At 66.2% G+C, this 14,921-nt stretch carries 11 protein-coding genes; 10 read left to right on the top strand and 1 reads right to left on the bottom strand.

The genetic code is table 11. The features are described 5' to 3' along the window. Nucleotides 1–9: 9 nt before the first annotated feature. The 3 genes from AC07Y9_RS28220 (at nucleotide 10) to AC07Y9_RS28210 (ending at nucleotide 2,832) form a co-directional block, all read left to right on the top strand. Nucleotides 10–870 (top strand): MurR/RpiR family transcriptional regulator, encoded by an 861-nt coding sequence (locus tag AC07Y9_RS28220; RefSeq protein ID WP_102680997.1) that lies wholly within the window; start codon nucleotides 10–12, stop codon nucleotides 868–870. Between the two features lies 1 nt (nucleotide 871). Further along, nucleotides 872–2,332, top strand: a complete 1,461-nt coding sequence (locus AC07Y9_RS28215) for an N-acyl-D-amino-acid deacylase family protein (RefSeq protein WP_102680998.1) — start codon at nucleotides 872–874, stop codon at nucleotides 2,330–2,332. Nucleotides 2,333–2,463: 131 nt separating this feature from the next. Continuing rightward, nucleotides 2,464–2,832, top strand: a complete 369-nt coding sequence (locus AC07Y9_RS28210; RefSeq protein ID WP_009042073.1) for a glyoxalase superfamily protein — start codon at nucleotides 2,464–2,466, stop codon at nucleotides 2,830–2,832. Nucleotides 2,833–2,957: 125 nt separating this feature from the next. On the opposite strand, the gene gliR is transcribed toward AC07Y9_RS28210, so the two are convergent. After that, nucleotides 2,958–3,977 carry an AraC family transcriptional regulator GliR gene (gliR, locus tag AC07Y9_RS28205; RefSeq protein WP_085529781.1) on the bottom strand — a complete coding sequence of 340 codons (1,020 nt, stop codon included), beginning with the start codon at nucleotides 3,975–3,977 and terminating at the stop codon, nucleotides 2,958–2,960. A 251-nt stretch (nucleotides 3,978–4,228) separates the two neighbouring features. Here gliR and AC07Y9_RS28200 point away from each other — a divergent pair, with 251 nt between their 5' ends. The 7 genes from AC07Y9_RS28200 (at nucleotide 4,229) to AC07Y9_RS28170 (ending at nucleotide 14,687) form a co-directional block, all read left to right on the top strand. Then, a complete protein-coding gene (locus tag AC07Y9_RS28200; RefSeq protein ID WP_102680999.1) occupies nucleotides 4,229–5,824 on the top strand; it encodes an FAD-binding oxidoreductase in 1,596 nt (531 codons plus the stop codon). A gap of 5 nt (nucleotides 5,825–5,829) precedes the next feature. Continuing rightward, nucleotides 5,830–7,431 carry a glycerol-3-phosphate dehydrogenase/oxidase gene (locus AC07Y9_RS28195; RefSeq protein ID WP_102681000.1) on the top strand — a complete coding sequence of 534 codons (1,602 nt, stop codon included), beginning with the start codon at nucleotides 5,830–5,832 and terminating at the stop codon, nucleotides 7,429–7,431. Between the two features lie 20 nt (nucleotides 7,432–7,451). Next, a complete protein-coding gene (locus AC07Y9_RS28190; RefSeq protein WP_102681001.1) occupies nucleotides 7,452–9,014 on the top strand; it encodes an FGGY-family carbohydrate kinase in 1,563 nt (520 codons plus the stop codon). A 191-nt stretch (nucleotides 9,015–9,205) separates the two neighbouring features. Continuing rightward, nucleotides 9,206–10,531, top strand: coding sequence for a phospholipase C/P1 nuclease family protein (locus AC07Y9_RS28185; RefSeq protein ID WP_102681002.1), 1,326 nt, complete (start codon nucleotides 9,206–9,208; stop codon nucleotides 10,529–10,531). 53 nt (nucleotides 10,532–10,584) lie between these two features. After that, the gene (locus tag AC07Y9_RS28180) at nucleotides 10,585–12,570 is read left to right on the top strand and encodes a DUF1302 domain-containing protein (RefSeq protein WP_256580994.1); all 1,986 of its coding nucleotides are present in this window, start codon (nucleotides 10,585–10,587) and stop codon (nucleotides 12,568–12,570) included. Nucleotides 12,571–12,614: 44 nt separating this feature from the next. Next, nucleotides 12,615–13,985 (top strand): DUF1329 domain-containing protein, encoded by a 1,371-nt coding sequence (locus tag AC07Y9_RS28175; RefSeq protein WP_087092554.1) that lies wholly within the window; start codon nucleotides 12,615–12,617, stop codon nucleotides 13,983–13,985. Nucleotides 13,986–14,129: 144 nt separating this feature from the next. Then, nucleotides 14,130–14,687 (top strand): hypothetical protein, encoded by a 558-nt coding sequence (locus AC07Y9_RS28170; RefSeq protein ID WP_102681003.1) that lies wholly within the window; start codon nucleotides 14,130–14,132, stop codon nucleotides 14,685–14,687. Nucleotides 14,688–14,921 lie beyond the last annotated feature (234 nt).

Raw genomic sequence — 14,921 nt, 5'->3', positions numbered from 1 at the left:
GTGCCGTCCATGGACATCCTCTACCAGATCCGTTCCCGCCAGGATTCCTTTAGCGCCGGCGAAGGCCGCATCGCGCGCTTGATGCTCGATGACGTCGGTTTCGCCGCCTCGGCCAGCCTCGAAGAACTGGCGCAGCAGGCAGAAGTCAGCGCCGCCACCCTGTCGCGGTTTGCCCGCAGCGTGGGCTGTCGTGACCTGCGCGACCTGCGCCTGCAACTGGCCCAGGCCAGCGGCGTCGGCAGGCGCTTTCTCGACCCGGCGGATGCACCGGAGCAGTCGGGTTTCTACCGGCAGATCGTCGGCGATATCGAGTCGACCCTGCACCAGCACCTGGCGGGGTTCGACGAGTCGCGCTTTCGCGATGCGGTGCGCTTGCTGGGCAAGGCGCAGATGATTCACGCCTTCGGCATGGGCGGCTGTTCTACCTTGTGCAGCGACGAATTGCAGGTGCGCCTGGTGCGCCTCGGCTACCCCATCGCCGCCTGCCACGACCCGGTGATGATGCGGGTGACCGCCGCGGCCCTGGGCCCGCAACACGCGCTGATCGCCTGTTCCCTGACCGGCATCACCCCCGAATTGCTGGAGACCGTCGAACTGGCCCGCAGCTACGGCGCCAGCGTGCTCGCCATCACCCTGGCCGACTCGCCGCTGGCGGAACTGGCGGACGTGCTGCTGCCGCTGCAGAACGCCGAAACCTCCTTTATCTACAAACCCACGGCCGCGCGCTACGGCATGCTGCTGGCCATCGATGTGCTGGCCACCGAGCTGGCGCTGGCCCTGCCCGAAGACAACCAGGAACGCCTGCGCCGGATCAAACTGGCCCTGGACGATTACCGCGGCGGCGACGATTGCCTGCCGCTGGGAGACTGAGATGCGCTACGACACCCTGATCCGCAACGCCCTGGTGATCGACGGCAGCGACCGCCCGGCTTACCCCGCCGATGTCGCCCTGCTCGAGGGTCGCATCGCCCGCATCGGCGACCTGCAAGGCGCCCGCGCCAGCGAAGAAATCGACGCCGCCGGGCGGGTACTGGCCCCTGGTTTTATCGACGTGCACACCCACGACGACACCGTGGTGATCCGCCAGCCGCAGATGCTGCCCAAGCTCAGCCAGGGCGTGACCACGGTGATCGTCGGCAACTGCGGCATCAGCGCCTCGCCGGTGAGTCTGCGCGGCGAGCCGCCGGACCCGATGAACTTGCTGGGCTCCCAGGCGGCCTTCGTCTACCCGCGTTTTCGCGACTACCGCGCGGCGGTGGACGCCTCGCAGCCGGCGGTCAATGTGGCGGCGTTGATCGGCCACACGGCGCTGCGCAGCAACCACCTGGACGACCTGTATCGCACCGCCACGGCCGAGGAAATCGCCGCCATGCGCGAACAGTTGCGGGCCAGCCTGGAAGACGGCGCCCTCGGCTTATCCACAGGCCTGGCCTACGCCAGCGCCTTCTCGGCCGAGACCGACGAGGTGCTGCAACTGGCCGCGGAACTGAGCGCCTTCGGCGCGGTGTACACCACCCACCTGCGCAGCGAATTCGAGCCGGTGCTGGAGGCCATGGACGAGGCGTTCCTGATCGGCCGCCAGGCCAAGGCGCCGGTGATCATTTCCCATCTCAAATGCGCGGGGGCGGGCAACTGGGGGCGCAGTCCGCAATTGCTGGCGTCCCTGGAGCAGGCGGCGAAAGACCATCCGGTGGGCTGCGACTGTTACCCCTACGCGGCCAGTTCCTCGACCCTCGACCTCAAGCAGGTCACCGATGCCTTTCGCATCACCATCACCTGGTCCACCCCGCACCCGGAACTGGGCGGCCGCGACCTGATGGACATCGCCGCCGAGTGGGGCACGACTCTGCTGGAGGCCGCGCGGCGCCTGCAACCGGCCGGCGCGGTGTACTACGGCATGGACGAAGCCGATGTGCGGCGCATTCTTGCCCACCCGCTGTCGATGATCGGTTCCGACGGCCTGCCGGAAGACCCGTTCCCCCATCCACGGCTGTGGGGCGCCTTCCCACGGGTGCTCGGGCACTTCAGCCGCGACCTCGGCCTGTTCCCGCTGCACACCGCGGTGCACAAGATGACCGGGCTGTCGGCGGCGCGCTTCGGCCTCAAGCAGCGTGGCGAAATCCGCGAAGGGTACTGGGCCGACCTGGTGCTGTTCGACCCGGCGCGGGTCCGCGATGTGGCCGACTTCAAAAGCCCGCAACAGGCGGCCGAGGGGATCGACGGGGTGTGGGTCAACGGCGTGTGCAGCTATGCCGAAGGCCAGGCCAATGGCCGCCGGCAAGGGCGCTTCCTGGCGCGGCAAGGGGATTTGCGCGAAGGGTTCAACGGCTGAAGGCGTGCGGCGTCGAATAGGTGAACGCCGTCACAATGATGGCCTGATGATATTAAAGAAAGCCTTGGCCTAGCCGAAGTGCTGACATCCACCTGCTATACCGTGGACATCTTTCATCAGGGAGTCGCGCAATGAGCTTTGGCAGAACCACCCCCATCCTGCGGATCTTCGACGAGGCCAAGGCGCGGGAGTTTTATATCGACTTCCTCGGCTTCACGCTCGACTGGCAGCATCGCTTCGAAGACAACTTCCCGCTGTACATGCAGGTGTCGCGTGGGGAGTGTGTGCTGCACCTGTCGGAGCACCATGGCGACAGCACGCCGGGCTCCGCGTTGCGCATCGAGACCGACGAGCTGGAAGCCTTCCAGCAGCAGTTGCTGGCCAAGGATTACCGCTTCGCCCACCCGCAGATCCAGGCCATGCCCTGGGGTAGCCAGGACCTGACGGTGCTCGATCCGTTCGGCAATCGGCTGGTGTTTACCAACGCCATCAGCGTCTGAGCCCGATCGGTGCATCTGATGCACCACGTCCCTGTGTAGGAGCGAGCTTGCTCGCGATGGCGTCCTGCCTGATGCACCACGCCGCCTGGATCGCCAGCAAGCTGGCTCCTACAGGGATGGCGTGGCTAGCGGGTCCGTTGGGTCTGCCGGAATTCTCCCGGGGTCATGCCGGTGCGGCTTTTGAAGGTGCGGTGAAAGGAGCGCTGTTCGGTAAAGCCCAGGTACTGGGAAATATCGTGAATCGCCAGATCGCTGTGCAGCAGGTAATGCTCGGCGAGCTCCTGGCGCAGGTCATCGAGAATCTGCTGGTAGCCGGTGCCGGCCTGTTGCAGCTGGCGCTGCAGGGTGCGCACGGAGGTGGCCAGTTGTTTCGCCACCTGCTCCTTGCGCGGCAGGCCTTCCTTGAGCAGCTGGCGCAGGACGTTTTTCACCTGCTGCGGCAGCGGCGCATCGCTTAGCGAGGCCATCAGGCCCAGGGCATGTTCCTCCAGGGTACGCAGCAACTGGGCGTCGGCCTGGCGCAGGGGCAACTGCATGTATTGCGCAGGCGCGATCAGCGCCGAATAGGCTTGGTCGAACAGCACCGGGCTGCCAAAAAATGCCTCGTACTGGGCCAGCTCGGCCCCCGCCGGCAGCGAATGCTCGAACCACACGGCGATGGGGCTCAACCGGGTATCGGCGATCCACTGTGCGTACAGCAGCCACGACGCCAGCACGTTCTCCACCATGTGCCGGCGCGAGGTGGGGCGCTGGTGGCGGCAGCTCCAGGTCAAGTGGATTTGCCCGTCGACCTGCTCGGCACGGCTGACGCCCATGTCGCCCACCAGCTTCTCGAACGGCATGATCCGGTTCATCGCGTCGCCCAGGGTCGCGCAGTTCATGGTGATGTAGCCCAGCACGTTCCACGAGTTGGGCAGTACGAACCGCGCCGAGTTGAGCCCGAACAACGGGTCTGCCGAATGCTCGCAGAAATAGTCCAGCAAACGCTCATGGGCCTCGCCGGGCAGGCGCAGGCTGTTGTCGCTCAATTGCCCGGCCTGCAAGCCCGCGGCCGCCAGCGCAGGTTCAATGGCGATACCCAGCTGCTCGGCATAACGCAGGTACTTGAGCAGCGGTGGGACCGAGGTGTAGCCGAGGCTGTGCATGGTGGGTTTCCTGGCGCCGGGACGTGGATGGACGAGCGCGGGAACCGAGTGGGAGGCTGTTCCAGCAGGCGTCGGCGCCCTGAAAGGTAATTTGAAAGCGGGACTAAAGTAAATGCTTCGGGCCCCTTGTCCCCGGCTGACCCAATTGGCTACTCGAACTGGCCTGATGCGACCGTGACACCCGTGCGCCGCGAACTAGTATGGGGGCCTTGCAAACCAACACTTACAAGCACGACACAAGGGGCACAGGCATGCGACGCTGGAACGGCTGGGGCGAACAGAGCACGGTGGTCGAATTGCCCGCCCAGGGCGCGGGGTTTCTTGCGCAGCGTATCGGCGCGGGGAGCCGGCTGGCGGATGCTTCGCTGGAAACCGCGTTGGCCCGGGTGCCGCCGTCGCGCCTGATGCCCCATGCGCTGTACAGCATCGAGGCCCATGACCGGCTGCTGCATGCCCGCGGCCAGAGCCTGCCGGACTGGCTGGCCCTGCGCGAAGGCACGCTGGAGCGCTACCCGGACGGCGTGGCCTTTCCCGATAGCGCCGAGCAGGTTCGCCAGTTGCTGGCCCTGGCCGAACAGCAGGACCTGTGCCTGATCCCCTACGGCGGCGGCACCTCGGTGGCCGGCCACATCAACCCACCCGTTTCGACGCGGCCGGTACTGACCGTGTCCATGGCGCGGATGAATCGCCTGCTGGAGCTGGACGAAAGCAGCCTGATCGCCACCTTCGGCCCCGGCGCCAGCGGCCCGCAGGTGGAAAGCCAGTTGCGCGCCCGCGGCTATACCCTGGGGCACTTCCCGCAGTCCTGGGAGCTGTCGACCCTGGGCGGCTGGGTCGCCAGCCGCTCCAGCGGCCAGCAGTCCCTGCGCTACGGGCGCATCGAGCAGTTGTTCGCCGGCGGCACCCTGGAAACCTTCGCCGGCCCCTTGCAGATTCCCGCATTCCCGGCGTCGGCCGCGGGGCCGGACCTGCGCGAGGTGGTGCTGGGCTGCGAGGGCCGCTTCGGGATCATTTCCACGGTCAAGGTGCGGGTCAGCGCGCTGGTCGACGACGAGCGCTTCTATGGCGTGTTCCTGCCGGACTGGCCCAAGGCGCTGCAGGCCATCCGTCAACTGGCCCAGGCCCGGGTGCCGCTGTCCATGCTGCGGCTGTCGAACGCGGTGGAAACCGAGACCCAGCTGGCCCTGGCCGGCCATCCGCGGCAGATCGCCTGGCTGGAGAAATACCTGAAGCTGCGCGGGGCGGGGCAGGGCAAGTGCCTGCTGACCTTCGGCGTGACCGGCAACCGCCAGCAGAACGCCCTGTCCCTGCGCCAGGCCAGGCAGCACCTGAAGGCCTTCGGCGGGGTGTTCACCGGCACCTTGCTGGGCAACAAGTGGGCGCATAACCGCTTTCGTTTTCCCTACCTGCGCGAGAGCCTCTGGCATGCCGGCTATGTGGTCGACACCCTGGAGACCGCCACCGACTGGAGCAATGTCGACAACCTGTTGCAGCGCATCGAGGCCAGCCTGCGCGATTGCCTGGCGGCCGAAGGCGAACAGGTCCATGTCTTCACCCACCTGTCGCATGTCTATGGCGAAGGCTCGAGCATCTACACCAGCTATGTGTTCCGCCCGGCCGTGGACTACCCGGCCACCCTGGCCCGCTGGAAGGCGCTCAAGCATGCGGCCAGCCAGACCATCGTCGAGCACGGCGGCACCATCAGCCACCAGCACGGCGTGGGCAAGGACCACGCGCCCTACCTGGTGCACGAAAAAGGCGAACTGGCGATCGCTGCCCTGCGCAGCCTCAGCCGGCACTTCGACCCTGCCGGGCGTCTCAACCCCGGCACCCTGCTGGAGGAGTAAGGCCCATGAGCACGGACTGGAATGCTCAATGGCGCCAGGCACAGCTGCCGACCCTGGCGGGCCAGAGCTGGGACCTGATCGTGATCGGCGGCGGCATCAGCGGGGCCGGGATCCTGCGTGAGGCGGCGCGGCGCGGCTGGCGCTGCCTGCTGCTGGAACAGCGCGACTTTGCCTGGGGCACTTCCAGCCGCTCCTCGAAAATGGTCCATGGCGGCCTGCGCTACATCGCCAAGGGCCAATGGCGCCTGACCCGCGATTCGGTGCGCGAACGCCAGCGCCTGCTCGACGAAGCGCCCGGGCTGGTGGAACCCATGAGCTTTCTGATGCCGCACTATCGCGGTGTGTTTCCCGGGCCGCGGGTGTTCGGTGGCCTGCTGGCGGTGTACGACGCCCTGGCCGGGCGGCGCAACCATCGTTTCCACGACGTCGAGCAGATGCGTTACCTGGCGCCCGGCATCAAGGCCGAAGGCTTGCTGGGCGGCTCGTGTTTTCTCGATGCCCTGACCGACGATGCCCGGCTGGTGATGCGGGTGCTGGCCGAGGCGCGGGCCGAGGCGCGGGCCGATGGCGCCCAGGCGTTCAATGGCCTGCGCGTGCAGCAGGTGCTGCGCGAGCACGGGCGAGTGTGCGGAGTGTCGGTCGAGGACGTGGAAAGCGGCCAGTCGCTGACCCTGCGTTGTGCGGTGCTGGCGGTGGCGAGCGGGGCCTGGGCCGGGCGTTTCGCGCCGCCTGGCGAGAACCGCCACTTGCGGCCCCTGCGCGGCAGCCACCTGTTGCTGCCCGGCTGGCGCCTGCCGGTGGCCCAGGCATTCAGCTTCCTGCATGACAGCGACCGGCGCCCGGTGTTCGTGTTTCCCTGGGAGGGCGCCACCGTGGTCGGCACCACCGACCTCGATCACCGCGAAGACCTCGACCAGAGCGCGCGCATCAGTGCCGAGGAGCTGGCCTATCTGCTGGCGGCCTGCGAGCAGCAATTTCCCGAGGCGCGCATCGGCGCCGCCGATGTGCTGTCGACCTGGTCCGGGGTGCGCCCGGTGGTGGGCAGCGCCGACGCGGCGGGCAAGCCTTCCAATGAAACCCGCGAGCATGCGCTGTGGTGCGAGCCGGGCTGCGTGACCCTGGCCGGCGGCAAGCTGACCACCTTTCGTACCCAGGCCATCGAGGTGTTGCAGGCCTGTGCGGCGATGCTCGGGCGCCCTCTGGACGCTGCCGACGCGGCGGTGTTCGCGGCCGTGCCGGCGGTGGAGGTCGCGGGCCTGAGCAGTGGCCAGTTGCGCCGCCTGGCCGGGCGCCATGGGCGCGACCTGCCGCGACTGGTGCAATGGCTGGCGCAGCTGGGATGCGGCTGCGTCGGCAGCAGTGACACCTTGTGGGCCGAGCTGGCGTTTGCCGCCCAAAGCGAGATGGTCCTGCACCTGGACGACCTGCTGCTGCGCCGCACCCGCCTGGGCCTGTTGCTGGCCAACGGCGCGGCGGCCGAACTGCCGGCGATCCGCGCCCTGTGCCAGCCCCTGCTCGGTTGGGACGACGCGTGCTGGGAGCAGGAACAACAGCGTTATCACGACCTGTGGCTGCGTTATCACAGCCTGCCCGAGGTCGCCTATTGAAGCCTAGCCAAGAGCCATCCATGAACAACGACAAGCCCTATCTGCTGGCGATCGACAATGGCACCCAGAGCGTGCGGGCCCTGTTGTTCGACCTGCAAGGCAACCTGCTGGGCAAGGGCAAGGTCGAGTTGCAGGCCTACTATTCCAGCCAGCCCGGCTGGGCCGAACAGGACCCCGATTACTACTGGCGCAAACTCGGCGAGGCCTGCCAGCAGTTGTGGCAGCAGACCGGCATCGATCGCCGGCAGATCCGCGGCGTGTCGCTGACGACCCAGCGCGGCACCCTGATCAACGTCGATGCCGACGGCAAGCCCTTGCGCCCGGCGATCCTCTGGCTCGACCAGCGCCAGAGCGAAGTCGAGGGCGATATCAAGGGGCCCTGGAGCTGGCTGTTCAAGCTGATCGGGGCCCAGGCCACGGTGGATTACTTTCGCGCCCAGGCCGAGGTCAACTGGATCGCCCGGCACCAGCCCGAGGTCTGGGCGGCCACCGACAAGCTGTTGCTGCTGTCGGGCTTTCTCACCCATCGGCTGACCGGGAACTTTGTCGACTCGGTCGGCTGTTGCGTGGCCTTTTTGCCCTTCGACTACAAGCGCCTGCGCTGGGCCGCGCCCCGTGACTGGAAATGGCAGGCCCTGGCGGTGCGTCCCGAGCAGCTGCCGAGCCTGCGCAAGCCGGGCGAGGTCCTGGGGCATATCAGCGCCGCGGCCAGCCAGCTGACCGGGATTCCCGAAGGCCTGCCGCTGATTGCCGCGGGGGCCGACAAGGCCTGTGAAGTGCTGGGTTCCGGGGTGCAGGACAGTGGCACCGCCTGCCTGTCCTACGGCACCACGGCGACCATCACCACCACCCGGTCCCGCTACCGGGAAATCATCCCGCTGATCCCGCCTTACCCCTCGGCGATGCCCGACCATTACAACTGCGAAGTGATGATCTATCGCGGCTACTGGATGGTCAGCTGGTTCAAGCAGGAGTTCGGCCTGCGGGAAATGCAGCAGGCCCGCGAGCAGGGGCTGGAACCGGAGGTGCTGTTCGATGCGTTGGTCAACGCGGTGCCGCCCGGCTCCATGGGGCTGATGCTGCAACCTTACTGGTCGCCCGGAATCCGTGAGCCGGGCGTCGAGGCCAAGGGCGCGATGATCGGCTTTGGCGACGTGCACACCCGGGCGCATATCTACCGGGCGATTCTCGAGGGCCTGGCCTACGCCCTGCGCCAGGGCAAGGAACGCATCGAGCAGCGCACCCGCACCCCGATTACCTGCTTGCGGGTGGCCGGTGGTGGTTCCCAGAGCGACGCGGCCATGCAATTGACGGCGGACATTTTTGGCCTGCCCGCCGAGCGTCCGCATGTGTACGAAGCCTCCGGGCTCGGCGCGGCGATTGCCTGTGCGGTCGGGCTGGGCCTGTACCCGGATTTCCCCACGGCCATCGCTAGCATGACCCGCATCGCCGAGGTCTTCCAGCCGCAACCCCAGGCGCAGCAGCTCTATCAGCGGCTGTACCGCGAGGTGTATGTGCGCATGTACCGCCAGCTCAGCCCGCTGTACCGCAGCATCCGCGAGATCACCGGTTACCCGGCCTGAACCCGGCCGCACGCCAGCGGTTGTCGCGCCCGGGTTTTGCCGGCGCGCGGCGTTGGCGGCTGCGTGGGTTCGCGGGCAGCGGCGTGGCGCTATCGGAGAGTTTTTTTGGCCAGATTGGACAGTGTCAGGCCCGGGGGCGGTTGTTAGGCTCGATCCCCACTGCCGATTGATCCAATAAGAGCGAAAAGCCGATGAAGTTGTCTGTAGCGCTGTGGTGGGGGCTGGCGTGGGGAACCTGCGCGATGGCGCCCGATGCCCAGGCCTGGTCCAACCACACCGTGGGCAGCTACCTGGCCTTGCAGGCGTTGCCGCAACTGCGTGACGCGCCCGAAGTCGAGGTCGAAGCCCTGGAGCCGTTCCTCGTGCAGGAGCATGCGGGGCTGGTGGTCCTGCTCGAGCGGCAGGAGCAGTTTGCCCGTGAGCACTTCGCGCATTATCCGCCGCGCCCGGACGAGCTGAAGCTGGGCGAGCAGCCGGGAGACAATCCGCGCCAGGCATTCCTCCAGGCGCTGCGGCTCAACCCGAAGATCCACCTGGCGCTGGCGATCCAGCCGATGGCCGGGCAAGACCAGCCCCGGCGCCAGCACCTGGCGGCGGACCAGGTGATGGTCGAGCAGACCCTTTCGCCCTGGAACATCCAGCGCTTCATTGCCCTGGGTCCTGCCGAGCGCGTCGCGCCGCTGGCGGTGCTGGCCAGTGCCGCCGACGAGCCGGACTACGGCCACGACATCAACCTGTTCAGCGACAACCCCGGCGATGTCGGCGCGCGCTATGGCTTCGGCCCGCAGCCCTTTGGCGATGCGCGTTTCCAGTACAGCTCCCAGGCGCCGTTCCACATGGGTTTCTTCCACGAAAACCCGGTGGTGTATGCCGCCGCGCCGTTCCTGCAACGCAACTGGCCGCACTGGCGGGCCTATCAGTTTCTCGACCTGGCGCGCTTCGCCTTCGCCAAGGAGCATCCCTATTGGGGTTACCGCTTTCTCGGCTGGGGCCTGCATTACATCCAGGACCTGACCCAGCCCTATCACGCCACGGCGCTGCCGGGTGTCGATCTCACCGACATGCTGCTGATGGAGAGCAAGGCCCTGGCCGGTTACGACGCGGACAAGAAGGCCGCGATCGAACGCGCGGCCACCCGCCACACGGAAGTGGAGAAATACCAGTTCAACTGGCTGCACGGCCTGCTGCTGGCCGGGCAGCCGCACCCGATGCTGGCGGCCTATGCCGACACCGAGCGGGACGCGAGCTACCCGCCCTATTCGGTGGACTACCCGCGCGAGGTGATCAGCGCCGAATCCAGCGCCCAGGCCGCGGCCTTCGACGAGGCCATCGGCCAGTGGCTGCAGACCCCGGCAGCCAACCAGAGCTTCAGCGCCGGCAACGCGCTGGCCCGGGAACTTCATGAGCATGCGGCGCTGAACGGGCAACTGTTGCAACTGATCCGGAACCTGGGCGCCCACAGCCGCAATTTTGTGCGCGCCGGGATCGAGGCAGATGCCGGGCCAGGCACCGAGTAGTGCAGCGCAAGCGGACAGAAAAATAACAAGAGTCAGTCAGGGGGATGCAAGCGATGGCGATCAGCGTGTGGAGTCGGCACCCGGGAGCACCGGGCAAATGGTACGCGGCACCCAGCTATGCCGGGGTCGGGCTGCTGGGCGTGTTGCAATGGTGCGCGGTCGATGCGGTGCAGGCCATGGAGTTCAGCGTGCTGGACAACCAGGTCACCGGCTCGTTCGACAGCACCTTGTCCTACGGCCGCCTGTGGCGGGTCCAGGGGCGGGACAAGAGCAACGATGACGTCAACACCAACGACGGCAATCGCAATTTCGACACCGGGCTGGCTTCGGAGGTCTACAAGATCACTTCGGAGCTGGAGGCCAACTACCAGAACTACGGCATGTTCGTGCGCGGCACGGCGTTCTATGACACCCAGATCATGGACAAGCGCAACGACTACTACAAAAACAACCAGCCCTCGCAGCCGAGCCAGAGCAACCCCCGGGACGATCACTTCAGCAGCCAGACCCGCGACATCGCCGGCAGCCGCGTGGAGATGCTCGACGCCTATGTCTACGGCAACTGGGATGTGGCGCAGATGCCGCTGTCGGTGCGGCTCGGGCGCCAGGTGTTCAACTGGGGCGAGGGGATTTTCTATCGCGGCGGGGTCAACACCACCAACCCGGTGGACGCCGCCAAGTACCGTCTGCCCGGCGCCGAGGTCAAGGAAGTGCTGATGCCGGTGGAGGCCATCAGTTTCAACATCGGCCTGAGCGACAACCTGACCCTGGAAAGCTTCTACCAGTGGAACTGGAAGGAGACGCGCATCGACCCGGTCGGCACCTTCTACTCACAGACCGATCTGTTCGCCGACGGCGGCCGCACGGCCTACAACAACTTCAGCGGCACCGCGCTGGACAGCCCGGTGCCGGGCTTCGGCAACGTCATCGGGCTGTATGAGTCCCTGGGCAACAACCCGGTGCTGGGCAACGTGCTGCGCAGCACCGGCCTGTACGCCAACGGCATCACCCCGGCATTCGGCAACACCCTCAAGGTGGCCTCGGTGGGCAAGGACATCAATGCGCGCAACGACGGCCAATACGGCTTTGCCTTTCGCTACATGGCCGAGTCGCTCAACAGCACCGAGTTCGGCCTGTATCTGGTCAACTATCACGCCAAGGAACCCACCATTGCCGCTGACCTGGGCGGGTACCAGGGTGTCGACATGGACGCCCTGGCCAATCTGCTGCGCCCGGTGGCCGGCAGCCAGGCCGAGGCGCTGGCCAACGGCCTGGCCACGGCCGACGTGATGGGCAATATCCAGGCCCACCGCCGGTACGCCGAAGACATCCGCATGTATGGCTTCAGTTTCAACACCACCCTGGGGCCGGCGTCGGTGTTCGGCGAACTGGCTTACCGGCCGAACCTGCCGATCGGCATCGCGGCCACCAACGACCTGGTCGGCGACCTGGCCAATGGCGCGGCGGCCGCGGCGGCCGGCCGGACCGTGAATGTCGGCGGGCAAATGGTCCGGCTCGATAGCGAGATCAATAACGCCGAACGGATCGAAGCCTTCAACGCCTCCCTGGGCAGCATCTACAACTTCGGCCCAAGCCTGTCGTTCGACTCGTTGTTCGGGGTGTTCGAACTGGCCTCCGAACACCTGCGCGGCAGCAGCCTGAAATACACGGCCCATGACGGCAGCACCCGCTATTACGCCGGCACCGGCAACTTTTCCTACGTCTCCGGGGGCGAGCGCGACGATCAGGTCAACCGCAACGCCTACAGCTACACGGTGATGTTCAACGGCACCTGGAACGACGTGTACGCCGGGGTCAACGTGTCGCCCTACGTGGTCTACAAGGACGACTTCGAGGGCAACTCCTACCAGGCCGGCAACTTCATCGAGGGACGCAAGGCCTACACCCTGGGGGTCAAGGCCAACTACCAGAACAAGCTGGAAGCCGAGTTGCAGTACACCGAGTTTTTCGGCGGTGGCCAGAACAACGGCGTGCGTGACCGCGACAACATCGGTTTCAACCTCAAGTACTTCCTGTGAGCCATCAGCCTGCGGCACCTGTCGAGCCGCTTCGGAGAGCATCCATGTTGCACAAGCACCGATTGATCCACGCCGGCCTGGCGCTGGCCCTGGGCGTGGCCGCCGCCAGCGCCCTGGCAGCGAACGGCGATGAGGCGCAAACACTCAAGGGCAAGCTGACGCCGCTGGGCGCCGAGCGTGCCGGCAACGCGGCCGGCACCATTCCAGCCTGGGATGGCGGCATCACCCAGGCGCCCCAGGGCTATCAATCCGGCAAGCACCATGTCGACCCGTTCGCCGGCGACACGCCGTTGTTCACCATCACCAAGGCCAACCTGGAACAGTACAAGGCCAACCTCACCGCCGGTGAAATCGCCCTGTTCAACAACTACCCGGACACCTTCCAGATGCCGGTGTACAAGAGCCGCCGCTCCGGCTCGGCGCCGCAATGGGTGTATGACAACACTTACAGGAACGCCACCAGTGCCAAGCTGCTCGACGGTGGCAACGGCTTTGCCGACGCCTACGGCGGGGTGCCGTTCCCGATCCCGAAAAGCGGGGTCGAGGCGTTGTGGAACCACATCACACGCTACCGCGGCACCTATGTGGTACGCCGCGCTTCCGAGGCGCCGGTGCAGCGCAATGGCAGCTTCGCGCTGGTGACCTCGCAGCAGGAAGGGCTGTTCAACTACTACCGCAAGGACGGGCAGTTCGCTGGCTTGAAGAACGTCCTGTTCTATTACCTGGCCTTCGTGAAAAGCCCGGCGCGCCTGGCCGGTGGCGCCGCCCTGGTGCATGAGACCCTGGACCAGATCAAGGAGGCCCGCCAGGCCTGGATCTACGACGCCGGCCAGCGTCGGGTGCGGCGTGCGCCGAACCTGGCGTACGACACGCCGATCGCGGCGTCCGACGGGTTGCGCACGGCCGACGACACCGACATGTTCAACGGCTCGCCCGACCGCTACGACTGGAAGCTGCTGGGCAAGCGGGAAATCTACATTCCGTACAACAACTACAAGGTGTCCAGCCCGGCGGTGAAGTACGCCGATTTGCTCAAGGCCGGGCATCTCAACCCGCAGTACAGCCGTTATGAGTTGCATCGGGTATGGGTGGTGGAAGGCACCTTGAAGCCCAATGCCCGGCACATCTATTCCAAGCGAGTGCTGTTTCTCGACGAGGACAGCTGGGGTGCGGCGGTGGTGGACCAATACGATGGCCGCGGGGATCTGTGGCGGGTGTCGATGGCCTATCTGAAGAACTTCTACGACCTGCCGACGACCTGGAGCGCGCTGGACGTGTTCCACGATCTGCAGGCGCGTCGTTACTACGTGCAGAACCTGGATAACGAGGAAGCGCAGACCGTGGACTTTGCCCAGCCCGTGCCGGAAGACGCTTACTTCATGCCGTCGGCGTTGCGCTTGCGCGGGACCCGGTAAGGGGCGGCTTTGTCTTGCCTCGGGCTGGCTGGCGCGGCGGCGCAGGGTTCAAGACGCTGCCGTGGGTGCCGATACGCAAGAGGCAGGCACACTTTGGGGAGCGCGAAAGCTCCCCTGACCCTTTCAGGAACGGAGTCCAAAAAAATGAACACAGCCATTGCATGGCCGGAGGTTTTTCTCGGGGCGTTTGATGCGATCAGCGAGCGCATGGCGCAGGTGCTGGAGCTGAGCGATTGCCGGGAGCACTGGATTCAGGCCGAGCTCAGCCTGTATGCCTGGCAGCAGGGTCGTACCGATGTCTGGACTGGCGGTAATGCTGGAGGACGCACGAAAGTCGACCTGTATACGGAAGATCTCGATATGGCGGCCGAGGTGAAGTGCCTGGGGGATGTGTCGTTTCCCAAGTGCCTGATGGGCAAGGGGATGGCCGAGACCCGGTCCGTGCTGCGAGAGGATGGGGATGGGCGGCTCTGGTTTCCGCAGGTTGACCGGGGTGAGTCTGTGGTCTGGTCGGTGTTTGCCGATCTGCGTCGGCTGCAACGGATGGAGGGGGTTCGGAACAAGTTTCTGATTCTGGTGATTGCCAAGGACTATGTGGCAGAGACGCAGATGGGGGAGACGCTGCGGCGGCTTCGTTTGTCGCAAGAGGAGTGGTCGTTGGAGTTGAAGAACGCCACGGTGCGGATTTGGCGGATTGAGTAGGAGCGGCTGGACGGCGCTCGATTGCCCGGGATGGCGCCGGTTCTGGCGCTGCATTTCTTGGACGGTGTACATATCCATTCCTGCGGTAACGGCCACTGAGGGTTCCGCCCTTACGGCGGGTCACTTTTGGCAAACGCCCCAAAAGTAACCAAAAGGTCTTGCCCCTGCGTACGGCCTTCGCTGCGCTCAGGTTCCCTCGCTCCGGCGTCCATCAGGGGGCATCGACTCCGGTCG

It is taken from the genome of Pseudomonas sp. GW456-L12, assembly GCF_059424045.1.
The sequence above is the reverse complement of the archived record's forward strand: the minus strand, read 5'-3'. Positions and strand labels throughout refer to the sequence as shown.

What these genes read in the sequence shown, in the direction of transcription:
- AC07Y9_RS28220 (WP_102680997.1), top strand. Translation starts at nt 10, where the DNA reads ATGGACATCCTCTACCAGATCCGTTCCCGCCAGGATTCCTTTAGCGCC.
- AC07Y9_RS28215 (WP_102680998.1), top strand. Translation starts at nt 872, where the DNA reads ATGCGCTACGACACCCTGATCCGCAACGCCCTGGTGATCGACGGCAGC.
- AC07Y9_RS28210 (WP_009042073.1), top strand. Translation starts at nt 2,464, where the DNA reads ATGAGCTTTGGCAGAACCACCCCCATCCTGCGGATCTTCGACGAGGCC.
- gliR (WP_085529781.1), bottom strand. Translation starts at nt 3,977, where the DNA reads ATGCACAGCCTCGGCTACACCTCGGTCCCACCGCTGCTCAAGTACCTG.
- AC07Y9_RS28200 (WP_102680999.1), top strand. Translation starts at nt 4,229, where the DNA reads ATGCGACGCTGGAACGGCTGGGGCGAACAGAGCACGGTGGTCGAATTG.
- AC07Y9_RS28195 (WP_102681000.1), top strand. Translation starts at nt 5,830, where the DNA reads ATGAGCACGGACTGGAATGCTCAATGGCGCCAGGCACAGCTGCCGACC.
- AC07Y9_RS28190 (WP_102681001.1), top strand. Translation starts at nt 7,452, where the DNA reads ATGAACAACGACAAGCCCTATCTGCTGGCGATCGACAATGGCACCCAG.
- AC07Y9_RS28185 (WP_102681002.1), top strand. Translation starts at nt 9,206, where the DNA reads ATGAAGTTGTCTGTAGCGCTGTGGTGGGGGCTGGCGTGGGGAACCTGC.
- AC07Y9_RS28180 (WP_256580994.1), top strand. Translation starts at nt 10,585, where the DNA reads ATGGCGATCAGCGTGTGGAGTCGGCACCCGGGAGCACCGGGCAAATGG.
- AC07Y9_RS28175 (WP_087092554.1), top strand. Translation starts at nt 12,615, where the DNA reads ATGTTGCACAAGCACCGATTGATCCACGCCGGCCTGGCGCTGGCCCTG.
- AC07Y9_RS28170 (WP_102681003.1), top strand. Translation starts at nt 14,130, where the DNA reads ATGAACACAGCCATTGCATGGCCGGAGGTTTTTCTCGGGGCGTTTGAT.